Raw genomic sequence first — 15,379 nt, forward strand, 5'->3', positions numbered from 1 at the left:
CCTCAGTTCTTCAACAGGTTGACGTCATCGACCGAGGCCGAGCGTCGGGTTCGGAAGATGGCCACGATGATGGACAGGCCCACGACGACCTCCGCGGCCGCGACGACCATCACGAAGAAGGCCATCACCTGCCCGGTGAGGTCCCCGTGGATGCGCGAGAACGTGACGAGCGTGAGGTTGGTGGCGTTGAGCATGAGCTCGACCCCCATGAACACGATGATCGCGTTGCGCCGCAGCAGGACGGTCGTCGCACCCAGCGAGAAGAGGATCGCCGCCAGCACGAGGTAGTTGGACAGGCTCACTGGTTGTCCTCCGTCGCTGCAGTGCCCGAGACGCTCTCGCTGGCGCCGAACGTCTTGCCCGCCACGACCGAACCACCCGCGAGCACGCGGTCGATGCGGGCCGCGAACTCCTCGGCGTCGGCCTCCTGACCGCGGATGCGCAGCACGCGCGGCACCGAGATGTCGAGCGGCTGCCCGTCCGGGCCGAGCGCCGGGACGTCCATGGCGTTGTGCCGGGCGTAGACACCGGGTGCGGGCAGAGGCGTGAGGATCGCACCGGCCGCCACGCGGGCGTCGGCCCGCTCCTTCTGGCCGAGACGCGGGGTGAGCCGCTGCCGGTGCGTGAGCACCAGCGCGCCGAGCGCCGCCGTGACCAGCAGGGCGCCGACCACCTCGAACGCGAACACGTACTGCCCGAACAGGATCGTCGCGATGCCCTTGGGGTTGTCGTTGACCGCGGCCGGCGTGAAGCCCTTCGGGCTGTAGACCGCGGTGACGACGACGCCCACCAGCACGCAGGCGAGACCGATGCCGGCCAGCAGCGCGATCCAGCGCTGCCCCCGGATCGTCTCCACCAGCGAGTCCGACCCGTCGACGCCGACGAGCATGAGGACGAACAGGAAGAGCATCATCACGGCGCCGGTGTAGACGACCACCTGCACCATCCCGAGGAACACCGCGCCCTGGGCGATGTACAGGATGGCCAGCGAGATCATGATCGTGATCACCAGCAGGGCGGCGTGCACGGCCTTCTTGACGACGAGCAGACCGATGCCGGCCAGCACCATGATCGGCGCGAGGCACCAGAACAGGACCGCCTCGCCGGTGGACGTCTTGCCCGTCTCGGCGAGGGCCTGGATCAGGGCCGCACTCGTCTGGCTCATCGGGTGCCCTGCCTCGTCGCGGCCGCGACCGTGGCGGCCATGACGGCGGCGGTCGGCCCCGGCACGTTGGCGGCCTCGAGACCGGCACCGCCGGGCAGCGTCGGGTCGTCGGGACGGTGCTCCTTGACCCACGCGACCTGCGCCGGCGTGGAGCCGGTGACCTCACCGCGGTAGTACTCGGTATCCGTGGTGCCCTCGACCATCGGGTGCGGCGCCTGCAGCATGCCGCTGCGCAGCGGCGCCAGCAGGTCCTGCTTCTCCCAGATCATGCCCGCGCGCGTCGGACCGGCGAGCTCGTACTCGTTGGTCATGGTCAGCGCCCGGGTGGGGCACGCCTCGATGCACAGGCCGCAGAAGATGCAGCGCAGGTAGTTGATCTGGTAGACGGAGCCGTACCGCTCGCCGGGCGAGTGCTGGGCCTCGGGCGTGTTGTCGCCGCCCTCGACGTAGATCGCGTCCGCGGGGCACGCCCAGGCGCACAGCTCGCAGCCGATGCACTTCTCGAGGCCGTCGGCGTACCGGTTCAGCTGGTGACGCCCGTGGTAGCGCGGCTTGGCCGGCACCTTCTCCGACGGGTACTGCTCGGTCACCGTCGGCCGGAACATGTTCGAGAGCGTCACGCCGAAACCGCCGACGGGCGCGAAGAAGTCCGAGACCGCGTTCCGCGGCTCGATCATCGACTGGTAGCCCTCGGGCCGGGCCACCTCGCCGGAAGGCTTGCGCGGAGCGACGGACTTCCCGGGCGCCGGTGCGGGCTTGCGGGCAGCGGGCTGCGCCGGCTTGCGGGCCGGCTGCTTGCCGGACCCTGCGGGTGTGGGCTTGGGCTTGTCAGCCACCGTTGACCCCTCCTTCGTCGCTCTCGTCGGCACTCGACGGGGCGGGCCTGTCCGCCACGGACACAGTTGCCTTGGCTGCGGCCATGCGCTGCTTGCGCGGCGACGGCGGCAGCACCTGACCGGGCAGGGGCGGCACGGGGTAGCCGCCCGCGTACGGGTCGTAGACCTCGGACGCCTTGGGTCCCTTGGGTGGATCGGGCTTCTTCTCGGGGATGAACGCCCAGATCAGCGCGCCGACCAGGACCACGACGGCGACCGCGATCAGCACCTTCTGCAGCGGGACGTCGGTGAACTGGTGCACGCCCTGGTAGACGCCGACGACCACGACGAACGCGAGCGCGGCGGGGATCAGGATCTTCCAGCCGATCTTCATGAACTGGTCGTACCGGAAGCGCAGCACCGAGCCGCGGACCCAGACGAAGAAGAACATGAAGATCCAGATCTTGGCGATGAACCACAGGATCGGCCACCAGCCCTCGTTGAGGGCGCCGCCCAGGAAGTTCTCCGGCACCGGCAGCCGCCAGCCGCCGAGGAACAGCGTCGTCGCGATCGCCGAGACGTTGAGCATGTTGATGTACTCCGCGAGGAAGAACCACGCGAACTTCATCGACGAGTACTCGGTCATGTAGCCCGAGACGAGCTCGCCCTCGGCCTCGGGGAGGTCGAACGGGAGCCGGTTGGTCTCGCCGACCATCGAGACGATGTAGATGACGAAGGCCGGGATCAGCGGGATGAACCACCAGAGCCGGTGCTGCGACTCGACGATCTGCGACGTCGACATCGACCCCGCGACGATGAACACCGTCACCAGCGACAGGCCCATCGCGAGCTCGTAGCTGATCACCTGGGCGGTCGAGCGGACCGAGCCCAGCAGCGGGTACGTCGAGCCGGAGGACCAGCCGCCGAGCACGATGCCGTACACGCCCACGGACGCGCACGCCAGGATGTAGAGCACGGCCACCGGGAAGTCGGTCAGCTGCAGAGGCGTCTCGATGCCGAACATGTCGACCATCGGCCCGAACGGGATGACCGCGAACACGAGCAGCGAGCAGAACACCGCGATCATCGGCGCGATGATGTAGACCATCTTGTCGGCGGCCTTGACGGTCATGTCCTCCTTGACCAGGAGCTTCATGGCGTCGGCCAGCGACTGGAGCAGGCCGAACGGGCCGTGCACGTTGGGTCCGGGCCGCTGCTGCATCCGGCCGACGACCTTGCGCTCGAACCAGATCGCGAACAGCACGCTGACCAGCAGGAACACGACGATCGCGACCGCCTTGATCAGGACGATCCACCAGGTGTCGTTGCTGAAGTTCGCGACGACGGGCGGGAGCGCGTCGGTGATCATGCGCTGGCCTCCTCGTTCTGCGGCTCGACCGCCCGCGGACCGGGTGCCAGGCGCACCACGTCCCCCGCGTCGGCGTGCAGGGTGTCTCGCACGGCGCTGCCGAGCGAGTTCGTCGGCAGCCAGACCACGTGGTCCGGCATGTCGGTGACGACGACCGGCAGCGTGATCGTGCCGGCGTCGGTGCCCACCGCGATCGAGCCGCCGTCGACGACGCCGACACCCTGCGCGGTGCCGAGCGAGATCCGCGCGACCGCCCGCTTGGCGGTGCCGGCCAGGAACGGCTCGCCCGACTGCAGCCGACCCGTGTCGAGCAGCTGGTGCCAGGTGGCGAGCACCGCGGTGCCCGGGCTGACGGCCGGCGGTTCGGCCGGAGCGACCGACGGGGCGGCGATGCGCGCACCGTCCCAGCCGCCCAGCTGGTCGAGCTCGGCGTGCACGGCCTCCAGCGACGGCAGGCCCAGGTCGGCGCCGAGGGCGTCGGCCAGCTGGTCGAGCACGCGGTGGTCGGCCAGCGCGTGCGACACGAGCGCCTGCGGGAACGGACGCGGGCGTCCCTCCCACGTGACGAACGTGCCGGACTTCTCGCTGGGCGGCGCGACCGGGAGGACCACGTCCGCGCGGTCGGTGACCTCCGAGCGACGCACCTCGAGCGAGACGAGGAACGGGATGACGTCCAGGGCCTCGCGGGCGATCGCCGGGTCGGGCAGGTCGCCCGGCTCGAGGCCGCCGACGACGAGCGCGCCGAGCAGGCCCGCACGAGCCGCGGCGATGATCTCGCCGGTCGAGCGGCCCTCCGCGGAGGGCAGGCTGTCGACGCCCCACACCGCGGCGAGGTCGACGCGGGCCGCGGAGTCCGCGACCGGCCGGCCGCCGGGCAGCAGCGTCGGGAGCAGACCCGCCTCGACGTTGGACCGCTCGCCGACACGACGCGGGATCCACGCCAGGCGGGCACCGGTGCGCTCGGCGAKCCGCAGGGCGGCCGAGTAGCCGCCGGGCACGCTCGCGAGCCGCTCACCCACCAGGATGAGCGCGCCGTCCGCACGGAGCCCGTCGAGGACCTCGTCGGCAAGCCCGTCCAGCACCTCGGCCTCGATGCCCGGGGCCGACGGGATGAGCGTGCCGCTCAGGCGCTGCAGGCCACGGCTCTCCAGGGCGGCGACCGACAGGACCGTGGTCTTGTGGTCCAGGACCGCGGAGCGCAGGCGCAGGAACGCGATCCCGGCCTCCTCCTCGAGCTCCAGGCCGACCAGCAGCACGGTGGGCGCCCGGTCCAGGTCCGCGAACGTGACCTCGAGCGTGCGGCCGGCCACGTGGTGACCGAGGAAGGCCTCCTCCTCGGCGGAGTGCGGGCGGGCCCGCCCGTCCACGTCGTTGGTGCCGAGCGCGACGCGGGCGAACTTGCCGTACGCGTAGGCGTCCTCGAGCGTCAGGCGACCGCCGGCCAGGACGGCCCAGCCGGTCGCGGGCTCGCGCGGGTCGGTCGGGTGGGCCGCCGCACGCAGACCCGCGGCGGCGGCGTCGAGCGCCTCGACCCAGCTGGCCGGCTCGAGCTCGCCGTCGGCGTTGCGCACGAGCGGGGTGGTGATGCGGTCCGGGGCCGACTGCCACGTGAACGCGAAGCGGTCCTTGTCGGTGATCCACTCCTGGTTGACGGTCGGGTCCTCGCCCGCGAGCCGCCGGAGCACGACGCCGCGGCGGTGGTCGACGCGGATGGCCGACCCCTGGGAGTCGTGCTCGCCGACGCCGGGCGTGCTCACCAGGTCGAACGGGCGCGAACGGAAGCGGTACGCCGCGCTGGTCAGGGCGCCGACCGGGCAGATCTGCACCGTGTTGCCCGAGAAGTAGCTGGCGAACGGCCGGCCGGAGGTGTCCTCGGCCGACGCGCCGATCGGCGTCTCCCCCTCGAACCCGAGGATCTGCGTGTCGAACCGGCCGATCTGCTGGTTGGCGCCGCGCTTCTGCAGGTCGATGAACACGTCGCCGGCGATCTCCTCGGAGAACCGCGTGCAGCGCTGGCACAGGATGCAGCGCTCCCGGTCCAGGAGCACCTGCGTCGAGATGGCGATCGGCTTGGGGAACGTGCGCTTGACGTCGACGAACCGGGTGCTCCCCCGGCCGTTGCTCATCGCCTGGTTCTGCAGGGGGCACTCGCCGCCCTTGTCGCAGACCGGGCAGTCGAGCGGGTGGTTGATGAGCAGCAGCTCCATGACGCCGTGCTGCGCCTTGTCGGCCTCGGCGGACGTGTGCTGCGTCTTGACCTGCATGCCGGGGCTGGCCTCGAGCGTGCAGGAGGCCTGGGGCTTGGGCATCTTGGACAGGGCACCGTCGCGACCGGGCGCCCACACCTCGACCAGGCACTGGCGGCACGCGCCGGCGGGCGCGAGCAGCGGGTGGTCGCAGAACCGCGGGATCTGGATGCCCAGCTCCTCGGCGGCGCGGATGACCAGCGTGCCCTTCGGCACCTCGGTCTCGATGCCGTCGATGGTGAAGGTGACCGTGGCGGCCGGTTCCGCGGGCTTCTCGGGGGGAGCCGACGGGACCAGCTTCGTGTTCGCGCCGGAGGACAGGATCGTCATGCGTGGACCCCCGCGAGGACGCCGGTCTGGCGCGGCGTGTAGGTGAACAGCGAGCTGTCCTCGGGCGGGAAGAGCACGTCGGCCGGCGTGTGCGTGCCGGCCTCGAACTCCTCCCGGAAGTACTGCACGGCCGACGTGATCGGGCTCGTCGCGCCGTCGCCCAGGGCGCAGAACGCGCGGCCCAGGATGTTGTCGCAGAGGTCGAGGAGCAGGTCGATGTCCGCCGACGTCCCCTGACCGGCCTCGATGCGCTGCAGCACCTGCGTGAGCCAGTAGGTGCCCTCACGGCACGGCGTGCACTTGCCGCAGGACTCGTGCTTGTAGAACTCCGTCCAGCGCGTCACCGCGCGGACCACCGAGGTGGTCTCGTCGAAGATCTGCAGCGCGCGCGTGCCGAGCATCGAGCCGGCCGCACCGACCGACTCGTAGTCCAGCGGCACGTCGAGGTGCTCGGCCGTGAAGATCGGCGTCGAGGACCCGCCGGGCGTCCAGAACTTCAGCTCGTGACCCTCGCGGACCCCGCCGGCCATCTCCAGCAGCTCGCGCAGCGTGATGCCGAGCGGCGCCTCGTACTGGCCGGGCCGCGTGACGTGGCCGGACAGCGAGAACAGCCCGTGGCCGGTCGACTTCTCCGTGCCCATCGACTTGAACCAGTCGGAGCCGCCGACGACGATGCCGGGCACCGACGCGATCGACTCCACGTTGTTCACCACCGTGGGGCGCGCGTACAGGCCGGCGACCGCGGGGAACGGGGGCTTGAGCCGCGGCTGGCCGCGCAGGCCCTCGAGCGAGTCGAGCAGCGCCGTCTCCTCGCCGCAGATGTACGCGCCCGCGCCCGCGTGCAGCGTGATCTCCAGGTTGTAGCCGGAGCCGAGGATGTCCGTGCCCAGGTAGCCGGCCGCGCGGGCCTCCTGGATCGCGTTCAGGAGCCGCCGGTACACGTGCAGGACCTCGCCGCGCACGTAGAGGAACGCGTGGTCGCAGCCGATCGCGTAGCTCGTGATGATCATGCCCTCGATCAGGTGTTGCGGGCTGGCCATCATGAGCGGGATGTCCTTGCAGGTCCCCGGCTCGGACTCGTCGGCGTTGACGACGAGGTAGCGGGGTCCGCCATCGGGCGCGGGCAGGAAGCCCCACTTCATGCCCGTCGGGAAGCCGGCGCCGCCACGGCCGCGCAGCCCGGAGTCCTTGACCATCGTGACGACGTCGGCCGCCTGCATCGTCAGGGCGCGACGCAGGCCCTTGTAGCCGCCCGCCGCCTCGTAGGTCGACAGGGCCCACGAGCGGTCGGCGTCCCACGTGTCCGTGAGGACCGGGGTCAGCGTGGTCGCCATCAGGACTCCTTCGCGTCGTCGGAGGTCTGCTTCTTCTGCTCGCCCGAGGGCGACACGTCGCCGGCCGTCGTCGCGGGCCGCTCGGCGCTCGACTGCTCGCCGCCGACCCTCGGCTGGCTGGGCGCCGCGGGAGCGGCGGAACCGCTGGCCTCGAGCGGCGGGGCCGTCCAGCCCTCGGCGCGGGCCAGCTCGATGCCGCGCAGCGTCGGGACGCCGGCGCCCACACCCTCGTCGGCGCGGCCGTCGTCGAACCCGGCGAGCACGCGGGACATCTCCCGGAAGGTCACCACCGTGTCGGCACCGCGGGTGGGGACCACGGGCTTGCCCGCGCTGATCGTGTCGACGAGGTCGCGCGCGGTGTCGGGGGTCTGGTTGTCGAAGAACTCCCAGTTGACCATCACGACCGGCGCGTAGTCGCAGGCCGCGTTGCACTCGACGCGCTCGAGGGTGATCCGGCCGTCGTCGGTGGTCTCGTCGTGCCCGACCCCGAGGTAGTCGGACAGCTCCTCCCAGATGGCGTCGCCGCCCATGACCGCGCAGAGCGTGTTGATGCAGACGCCGACCGTGTACTCGCCGTTGTGGTGGCGCTTGTACTGCGTGTAGAACGTCGCGACCGCGGACACCTCGGCCGTGGTCAGGCCCAGGTGCGACGCGCAGAACGCGATCCCGCGCGGGCTGACGTAGCCGTCCTCGGCCTGCACCAGGTGCAGCATCGGCAGCAGCGCGGAACGCGCCTGCGGGTAGCGGGCGACGATCAGGTCCGAGTCCGCGGTGAGGCGCGCGTGCGTCTCCGCGTCGTAGGACGTCCGGTGCGTCTGCCCGGGCGTCCGCCCAGCTTCCACCGACATCAGCGGTCCACCCCTCCGAGCACAGGGTCGAGGGACGCGACGGCGACGACGACGTCGGCCACCTGCCCGCCCTCGCACATGATCGACGTCGCCTGCAGGTTGTTGAACGACGGGTCCCGGAAGTGCGCCCGGTACGGCCGCGTGCCTCCGTCGGACACCAGGTGCACGCCCAGCTCGCCGCGCGGGTGCTCCACGGTCTGGAACACCTGCCCGGCCGGCACGCGGAAGCCCTCGGTGACCAGCTTGAAGTGGTGGATCAGGGCCTCCATCGAGGTGCCCATGATCTCGCGGATGTGGTCGAGCGAGTTGCCCATGCCGTCGGCGCCGATGGCCATCTGCGCAGGCCAGGCCACCTTCTTGTCCGCGACCATGACCGGGCCGGGGCCCATCTTCTGGAGGCGGTCGAGGGTCTGCTCGACGATCTTCATCGACTGGTAGCACTCCTCGACCCGGATGACGAGGCGGCCCCACGAGTCGCCGGTCTGCTCGACCGGCACGTCGAAGTCGTACGTCTCGTACCCGCAGTACGGGGTGGCCTTGCGCACGTCGTACGGCAGGCCCGCGCTGCGGAGCACCGGTCCCGTCATGCCGAGCGCCATGCAGCCCGACAGACCCAGGTAGCCGACGTTCTTGAGGCGCAGGTGCAGGATCGGGTTGGCCATCATCAGGTCTTCGAGCTGCTTGAAGAACTTGCGGACGACCACCAGCGACTCGCGGATCGTGTCGATCGCACCCGGGGGGATGTCCTGCGCGACGCCGCCGGGGCGGATGAACGCGTGGTTCATGCGCAGCCCGGTGATCAGCTCGAAGATCTTCAGGATCTCCTCGCGGGCGGTGAAGCCCACGGTCATGATCGTCGTCGCGCCGAGCTCGTTGCCGCCCGTGGCCAGGCAGACCAGGTGGCTCGTGATGCGGTTGAGCTCCATGAGCAGCACGCGGATGACCGTCGCCCGCTCGGGCACGTCGTCCGTGATGCCCAGCAGCTTCTCGACCGCCAGGCAGTACGCGGCCTCCTGGAAGAGCGGGGCCACGTAGTCCATGCGCGTGCAGAAGGTCACGCCCTGGGTCCAGGTGCGGAACTCCATGTTCTTCTCGATGCCGGTGTGCAGGTAGCCGATGCCCGCGCGGGCCTCGGTCACCGTCTCGCCGTCGATCTCGAGCATGAGCCGGAGCACGCCGTGGGTCGACGGGTGCTGCGGGCCCATGTTGACGACGATCCGCTCCTCGCCGAGGCGGGCGGCCTCCTCGGCGATGTCGGACCAGTCGCCGCCGGACGCCTCGAAGGAGGGGATGCCCTCGGTGTCGCCGTCGACGACCCGTGGGGTAGAGCGGGGTGCTGCAGTTCGGGCGTTGGGTGTGGTCATCGGTACGACCTCCGCTGGTCCGGGGGCGGCACGGTGGCGCCCTTGTACTCGACCGGGATGCCCCCGAGGGGGTAGTCCTTGCGCTGCGGGTGGCCCGGCCAGTCGTCGGGCATCTCGATGCGGGCCAGGGCGGGATGCCCGTCGAAGATGATCCCGAAGAAGTCGTAGGTCTCGCGCTCGTGCCAGTCGTTGGCCGGGTACACCGGGACCGTCGACGGGATGTGCGGGTCGTCGTCCGACACCGCGACCTCGAAGCGCAGGCGGCGCGAGTGCGTCACCGAGACCACGTGGTAGACCGCGTGCAGCTCGCGGCCGGCGTCGTGCGGGTAGTGCACGCCCGAGACGCCGAGGCTGAGCTCGAAGCGCAGGTCCTGGTCGTCGCGCAGCACCTGCGCCACCTCGACCACGTGCTCGCGCCGCACGTGCAGCGTGATCTCCTCGCGGTCGATCACGACGGACTCGACCGCGTTCGCGTAGCCCGTGCCGGACTCGTCGAGCACCTCGGTCAGGATGTCGACGGCCTCGTCGAACCAGCCGCCGTAGGGGCGCTCGCTCGGGCCGGGCAGCGCGATCGGGGCGACGAGGCCGCCGTAGCCCGACGTGTCGCCCGAGCCCGTCGTACCGAACATGCCCTTGCGGACCTCGACGATGTCGATCGGGGTGCGCGTGGTGTTCTGCGCGCCCGCCTCGAGGGCCGCCTCGGTCGTCGCCTGCGCCTCGGTGCCGGCGGCACCGGGCTTCACCGCGGCAGCGGCATCGTTCTTCTCGGTCACTTCAGCAGCCCCGTCATGTGCGACGTCGGCGTCGCGGCCAGCGCGGCGGCCTCGGCGGCGGCGGCCGCGTTCTTGCGGTTCACGCCGAGGGGCTCGTTCTCGATCTGCTCGTGCAGGGCCAGGATCGCGTTGATGAGCATCTCGGGCCGCGGCGGGCAGCCCGGCAGGTAGATGTCGACCGGGATGATGTGGTCGACGCCCTGCACGATCGCGTAGTTGTTGAACATGCCGCCGCTGCTGGCGCAGACCCCCATCGAGAGCACCCACTTGGGCTCCGACATCTGGTCGTAGACCTGGCGCACGACCGGTGCCATCTTCTGGCTCACGCGGCCGGCGACGATCATCAGGTCGGCCTGGCGCGGCGAGGCGCGGAAGACCTCCATGCCGAAGCGGGAGATGTCGAACCGGCTCGCGCCCGCGGCCATCATCTCGATGGCGCAACACGCGAGGCCGAACGTCACGGGCCACAGCGACGACTTGCGGAAGTAGCCGACGAGATCCTCGACCGTCGTGAGCAGGAAGCCTGACGGCGCCTCTTCGATCCCCATCTCACACCTCCGGATGTGCAGTGATAGCTGTGGTCATGACCGCTGTCAGTCCCACTCGAAGCCCCCGCGACGCCACTCGTAGACGAACGGGACCGTGATGATCAGCAGGAAGCCGATCATCGCGACGAGCCCGAACATCGCGAGCGTGCTGAAGCTGACGGCCCACGGGTAGAGGAACACCACCTCGATGTCGAAGACGATGAACGTCATCGCGACGAGGTAGTACTTGATCGGGAAGCGGCCGCCGCCGATGGCGTGCGGGGTGGGCTCGATGCCGCACTCGTACGCCTCGAGCTTGGCGCGGTTGTACCGCTTCGGGCCGAGCATGACGCTGGAGCCAACGCCACCGAGCGCCATGAGGGCAGCGATGCCCATCAGGAACAGCAGCGGCACGTACGGGTTGCTCATCGTGCGTCACTCCTCAACGGCGAGGTCGGTGCGGGGGGTCGGGTACAGCGTGGTGCGGTCAGGCTGCCGGTGCGAGCCGACTGAGTCCGGAGATGACCCGGTCGACCAGGTCACCGCCGCGGGGTTCGTAGCAGTCGGACAAGAGCTTGAGGACGAACTTCATGACGAGCGGCTGGGGCAGGCCGTACCGCGTGCACACCCGCATGATCTCCGGGTGCTCGATGAGCCGGACGAAGACCCGGCCGAGCGTGTAGTAGCCGCCGAGGTCATCCTTCATCCGGCGCTGGTAGGTGGCGAACGCGCGCTCCCGGCCGGCGGCGGTGCCCCGCGCCAGGCCCTGGGCGATCGCGTCGGCGGCGACCCGGCCCGCCTGCAGGCCGTACGCGATGCCCTCGCCGTTGAACGGGCTGATCATCCCGGCGGAGTCGCCGACGAGCATCAGGCCGTTGCCGTACAGCGGCCCGCGGTTGAACCCCATCGGGAGCGCCGCGCCACGGACCGGGCCGACCTGGTTGTCGGGCGTGAACTCCCACTCGGCCGGCGCGTTGGCCATCCACTTGGCGAAGAGCGCCTTGTAGTCGACCTTCGTCGCGGCCGCTGTGCTCGACACCGAGCCGAGGCCGACGTTGGCGGTGCCGTCGCCGAGGGCGAAGATCCAGCCGTAGCCGGGCATGAGGTTCGACCTGCGTGGCTCGCCGTCCCAGAGCTCGAGGTGGCTCTCCATCCACGCGTCGTCGTGCCGCGGGGTGCGGAAGTAGGTGCGGACCGCGACGCCCATCGGGCGGTCCATGCGCTTCTCCAGACCCATGCCGGTGGCGAGCCGTGCGGAGACGCCGTCGGCGGCGATGACGATCGGGGCGCGGTACTCCGCGGCGCCTTCGGCGGTCTTGGCGGTGACGCCCACGACGCGGCCTGAGCGCTCGTCCCGCACCGCGCCCGTGACGTTCGTGCGCTCCTGCAGCTTGGCGCCCGCGGAGCGCGCGTGGTCGGCGAGCGTGTGGTCCAGGGACATGCGCGACTTGGCCAGCCCGTACGACGGGTAGCTCGACAGCTCGGGCCACTCCAGCTCGAGCCGGTGCCCGCCGCCGATGACGCGCAGACCCTTGTTCCGGATCCACCCGTCCTGCTCGCGGATCGGCAGGCCCATGCGCACCATCTCGGCGACCGCGCGGGGCGTCAGGCCGTCGCCGCAGACCTTGTCGCGGGGGAACTCGGACTTCTCCAGGAGCAGCACGTCCAGGCCCGCGGAGGCGCAGTGAAACGCGGCGGCGGACCCTGCCGGGCCCGCGCCCACGACGATGACGTCTGCGTCATCGTGCGCTGCATCCACCACCAGTGACCCCACTTGTGACGTTGTTCACGTACTGATTCGGCGAGTGTAACCACGGCCAGAAACGCTGTCTGCGAAGGCTTGGCTTACTTGCGACGACAGGGTGCGGAACGGCCCTGATCTGCGCGGAAACTCGTGGTCGAACATCCCGCAGACGACGCCCCGCCGGTGCAGTTCGAGGCGTTGCGCACCCCATTGTTCACCCCGGCGGGCGACGAGTCCCGGCATTCGCTGATCGGGCTTCGCGCGGGACCCGCCGGCGCGGGTCTCCGGCACGGTCCCCGGTGGTCGTCGACCTCCTCGTGCCCTCGTCGCAGAGCGGCCGTGCGAATCTGCCGGCTGACCTGCGGGTGGGGGCGGCCGGGGCGGGCAGGAGTCCTCGCGCGGCCCGGCAGCGTCGGGACGGGCCGAACCGACGCGACCTGGCGCCACCTGGGACTGGAGTGGCCCGTGAGACGCCTGAGATGCCCCAGGAGTCACTCGAACACCACGCGTCCCAAGTGGCGCTAGGCAAGGCCGGATGGCGCCGCCGGGTGGGCGACCGGCGATGGCCGCCGAGGAAGTCCGTCGCCGGACGCGAGCGCGGCGCCTACTCCGGGCGGGTGGCGCGGTGGAGGGCGACGACGCCGCCGGTGAGGTTGCGGAACGCGACCTGGGTCCAGCCGGTGCCCTTGATGAGGCGGCCGAGGGCCGCCTGGTCAGGCCACGCGCGGATCGACTCGGCCAGGTAGACGTACGCGTCGGGCTCCTTGGACACGGCCCGCGCGACGGGCGGCAGGGCCCGCATGAGGTAGTTGGTGTAGACCGTGCGGAACGGCGCGAACGTGGGTCGCGAGAACTCGCAGACGACGAGCCGGCCACCGGGCTTGGTGACGCGGTAGAGCTCGTCCAGGGCGCCCTCGACGTCGGACACGTTGCGCAGCCCGAACGACATCGTCACCGCGTCGAAGGACTCGTCGGCGAACGGCAGGTGCAGCGCGTCCCCGGCCACGAACGCCAGGTCGGGCCGGCGCCGCTTGCCCACCTCGAGCATCCCGACGGACAGGTCGCACGCGATGACGCGCACGCCGGCGTCGGCCATGGGTTCCGACGAGGTCCCGGTGCCGGCGGCGAGGTCGAGGACCGTCTGGCCGGGCTGGGCGTCGACGGCCTTGATGGTGGCGCGCCGCCAGGCCCGGTCCTGCCCGAGCGACAGGACGTCGTTCGTGCGGTCGTATCGGGCGGCCACGGCGTCGAACATCACGGCGACGTCGTGCGGGTCCTTCTCGAGGCTGGCGCGCGGCATGGTCCCCATCGTCGCAGGTCCGCCGCGCCCGGGACGAACGCACGCACGGGGTCACACTGTGCTGAGCGCCACCTGAGGGTCGGCACGGCGTGCGCTCGGTGCAGGCTTACGCTGGCCCTGATGAGCCAGCAGCCCACCGCCCCGGGGTCCGCCGGGACCCCGGTCCCGCACCCCCTCGTGGTGCGCACCGTCGCTCTCGACGACCTGGCGCAGCAGCGGTCCGCCGCCGACCTGTTGGACCTCCTGCCCTCGACCGGGTCACCGCTCGCGTGGGTGCGCCGCGGCGACGGGCTGGTCGGCTGGGGCGAGACCTTGCGCGTCGAGGTCGCGGGACCGGACCGGTTCGCCGACGCGGAGCGGGCGTGGCAGAAGCTGCTCGCGCACGCGATCGTGCGCGACGAGGTGGGAGTCCCCGGGTCCGGACCGGTCGCGTTCGGCTCGTTCGCGTTCGACGACGACTCCCCGGCCGGCGGCGTGGTCGTCGTGCCCAGCGTCGTGGTCGGTCGTCGCGGGGGACGGACGTGGCTGACGAGCATCACGACCGGCGCCCGGATCGGCAGGGCACCCCGGCTCAGCGACGTGATCGGTCCGCGCGTGGCACCGACCGACCCCGGCATCGTGGCCTACTCCGACGACGAGGCCGGCGACTGGCGCGACATCGTGGCGCAGGGCATCGCGGCCATCCGTTCCGGTGCGGTGGAGAAGGTCGTCCTCGCCCGCGACGTGCACGCCGTCACCGAGCACCCCGTCGACGCGCGGTGGGCGCTCGAACGCCTCGCCGACGCGTACGAGTCCTGCTGGACGTTCAGCGTGGACGGCCTGGTCGGCGCGACCCCCGAGCTGCTGGTCCGCTCCGAGAAGGGGCTGGTCACCTCCCGCGTGCTGGCCGGCACGATCCGGCGCACCGGCGACGACAACGCCGACCTGGCCCGCGCCGCGATCCTCGCGCACTCCTCGAAGGACCTCGAGGAGCACGAGTACGCGGTGCAGTCGGTCGCGCACGCGCTCGACCCGTTCTGCTCGTCGACGAACGTCCCCGACGTGCCGTTCGTGCTGCACCTGCCGAACGTGCTGCACCTCGCGTCCGACGTCACGGGCGTCCTCGCACCGACCGAGGGCGCGCACCCTTCGTCGCTCGCGCTCGCCGCCGCGCTGCACCCGACGGCGGCCGTCTGCGGCACCCCGACGGTCGCCGCCCGCGAGCTGATCCGCGGTATCGAGGGCATGGACCGCGCCCGGTACGCCGGACCGGTGGGCTGGTTCGGGGCCGACGGCGACGGCGAGTGGGGCATCGCCCTGCGTTCGGCGCACATCGACTCCGACGACCCGCGACGCGTGCGACTGTTCGCGGGCTGCGGCATCGTCGCCGCGTCCGACCCGGCAGCCGAGCTCGCCGAGTCCGAGGCCAAGCTCGAGCCGATGCGCTACGCGCTCGGCCGCGACGCCTGAACCGCGCAAGCACGCCGACGGCGCCCGCTGACGGCGAGGGCCCCCACTGCACCGGGCGCCCTCGCTGCTGACGGGCGCCGTGGACGCCTGGGACCCCGACGAACGCCCAAGTCCC

General features: G+C 71.3%; 14 protein-coding genes. 1 reads left to right on the forward strand and 13 read right to left on the reverse strand.

Annotated elements, in window-relative coordinates; translation table 11 throughout:
* Positions 1-2 precede the first annotated feature (2 nt).
* The 13 genes from nuoK to AC1DZC_RS00785 form a co-directional block, all read right to left on the reverse strand.
* Complete coding sequence (nuoK, locus tag AC1DZC_RS00725; RefSeq protein ID WP_477040162.1) at positions 3-302, reverse strand: NADH-quinone oxidoreductase subunit NuoK; 300 nt, start codon at positions 300-302, stop codon at positions 3-5.
* Positions 299-1,165: an NADH-quinone oxidoreductase subunit J gene (locus AC1DZC_RS00730; protein WP_477040161.1), complete on the reverse strand. Its 867-nt coding sequence runs from the start codon at positions 1,163-1,165 to the stop codon at positions 299-301. Before AC1DZC_RS00730 ends, nuoK begins: the two co-directional genes overlap by 4 nt.
* Positions 1,162-1,842: an NADH-quinone oxidoreductase subunit NuoI gene (nuoI, locus tag AC1DZC_RS00735; RefSeq protein WP_477040276.1), complete on the reverse strand. Its 681-nt coding sequence runs from the start codon at positions 1,840-1,842 to the stop codon at positions 1,162-1,164. The genes AC1DZC_RS00730 and nuoI overlap by 4 nt, the downstream gene beginning before the upstream one ends.
* Positions 1,843-1,993: 151 nt before the next feature.
* Entirely contained in the window at positions 1,994-3,349 is a 1,356-nt protein-coding gene (nuoH, locus tag AC1DZC_RS00740) for an NADH-quinone oxidoreductase subunit NuoH (protein ID WP_477041893.1), read from the reverse strand.
* Complete coding sequence (locus AC1DZC_RS00745; RefSeq protein WP_477041894.1) at positions 3,346-5,925, reverse strand: NADH-quinone oxidoreductase subunit G; 2,580 nt, start codon at positions 5,923-5,925, stop codon at positions 3,346-3,348. Before AC1DZC_RS00745 ends, nuoH begins: the two co-directional genes overlap by 4 nt.
* Positions 5,922-7,259 carry an NADH-quinone oxidoreductase subunit NuoF gene (gene nuoF, locus AC1DZC_RS00750; RefSeq protein ID WP_477040158.1) on the reverse strand — a complete coding sequence of 446 codons (1,338 nt, stop codon included), beginning with the start codon at positions 7,257-7,259 and terminating at the stop codon, positions 5,922-5,924. Before nuoF ends, AC1DZC_RS00745 begins: the two co-directional genes overlap by 4 nt.
* On the reverse strand, positions 7,259-8,107 hold the full coding sequence (nuoE, locus tag AC1DZC_RS00755) for an NADH-quinone oxidoreductase subunit NuoE (RefSeq protein WP_477041895.1): 849 nt from the start codon (positions 8,105-8,107) through the stop codon (positions 7,259-7,261). The genes nuoF and nuoE overlap by 1 nt, the downstream gene beginning before the upstream one ends.
* Positions 8,107-9,471, reverse strand: coding sequence for an NADH-quinone oxidoreductase subunit D (locus AC1DZC_RS00760; RefSeq protein WP_477040156.1), 1,365 nt, complete (start codon positions 9,469-9,471; stop codon positions 8,107-8,109). Before AC1DZC_RS00760 ends, nuoE begins: the two co-directional genes overlap by 1 nt.
* Positions 9,468-10,244 (reverse strand): NADH-quinone oxidoreductase subunit C, encoded by a 777-nt coding sequence (locus tag AC1DZC_RS00765; RefSeq protein ID WP_477041896.1) that lies wholly within the window; start codon positions 10,242-10,244, stop codon positions 9,468-9,470. Before AC1DZC_RS00765 ends, AC1DZC_RS00760 begins: the two co-directional genes overlap by 4 nt.
* Positions 10,241-10,792, reverse strand: a complete 552-nt coding sequence (locus AC1DZC_RS00770) for a NuoB/complex I 20 kDa subunit family protein (RefSeq protein WP_477040154.1) — start codon at positions 10,790-10,792, stop codon at positions 10,241-10,243. Before AC1DZC_RS00770 ends, AC1DZC_RS00765 begins: the two co-directional genes overlap by 4 nt.
* A 45-nt stretch (positions 10,793-10,837) precedes the next feature.
* Complete coding sequence (locus AC1DZC_RS00775; protein WP_477040153.1) at positions 10,838-11,200, reverse strand: NADH-quinone oxidoreductase subunit A; 363 nt, start codon at positions 11,198-11,200, stop codon at positions 10,838-10,840.
* A gap of 58 nt (positions 11,201-11,258) precedes the next feature.
* Entirely contained in the window at positions 11,259-12,530 is a 1,272-nt protein-coding gene (locus AC1DZC_RS00780) for a geranylgeranyl reductase family protein (RefSeq protein WP_477042126.1), read from the reverse strand.
* Between the two features lie 589 nt (positions 12,531-13,119).
* Positions 13,120-13,815 (reverse strand): demethylmenaquinone methyltransferase, encoded by a 696-nt coding sequence (locus tag AC1DZC_RS00785; RefSeq protein WP_477040151.1) that lies wholly within the window; start codon positions 13,813-13,815, stop codon positions 13,120-13,122.
* A 120-nt stretch (positions 13,816-13,935) separates the two neighbouring features.
* Here AC1DZC_RS00785 and AC1DZC_RS00790 point away from each other — a divergent pair, with 120 nt between their 5' ends.
* Positions 13,936-15,264 (forward strand): isochorismate synthase, encoded by a 1,329-nt coding sequence (locus AC1DZC_RS00790; protein ID WP_477041897.1) that lies wholly within the window; start codon positions 13,936-13,938, stop codon positions 15,262-15,264.
* Positions 15,265-15,379 lie beyond the last annotated feature (115 nt).

It is taken from the genome of Cellulomonas sp. P2_B4 (assembly GCF_056404795.1).

Excerpts from the sequence above, each read along its gene's own strand:
- AC1DZC_RS00730 (WP_477040161.1), bottom strand. The coding sequence starts at position 1,165 with ATGAGCCAGACGAGTGCGGCCCTGATCCAGGCCCTCGCCGAGACGGGC.
- nuoI (WP_477040276.1), bottom strand. The coding sequence starts at position 1,842 with ATGATCGAGCCGCGGAACGCGGTCTCGGACTTCTTCGCGCCCGTCGGC.
- nuoH (WP_477041893.1), bottom strand. The coding sequence starts at position 3,349 with ATGATCACCGACGCGCTCCCGCCCGTCGTCGCGAACTTCAGCAACGAC.
- nuoF (WP_477040158.1), bottom strand. The coding sequence starts at position 7,259 with ATGGCGACCACGCTGACCCCGGTCCTCACGGACACGTGGGACGCCGAC.
- nuoE (WP_477041895.1), bottom strand. The coding sequence starts at position 8,107 with ATGTCGGTGGAAGCTGGGCGGACGCCCGGGCAGACGCACCGGACGTCC.
- AC1DZC_RS00760 (WP_477040156.1), bottom strand. The coding sequence starts at position 9,471 with ATGACCACACCCAACGCCCGAACTGCAGCACCCCGCTCTACCCCACGG.
- AC1DZC_RS00770 (WP_477040154.1), bottom strand. The coding sequence starts at position 10,792 with ATGGGGATCGAAGAGGCGCCGTCAGGCTTCCTGCTCACGACGGTCGAG.
- AC1DZC_RS00775 (WP_477040153.1), bottom strand. The coding sequence starts at position 11,200 with ATGAGCAACCCGTACGTGCCGCTGCTGTTCCTGATGGGCATCGCTGCC.
- AC1DZC_RS00785 (WP_477040151.1), bottom strand. The coding sequence starts at position 13,815 with ATGCCGCGCGCCAGCCTCGAGAAGGACCCGCACGACGTCGCCGTGATG.
- AC1DZC_RS00790 (WP_477041897.1), top strand. The coding sequence starts at position 13,936 with ATGAGCCAGCAGCCCACCGCCCCGGGGTCCGCCGGGACCCCGGTCCCG.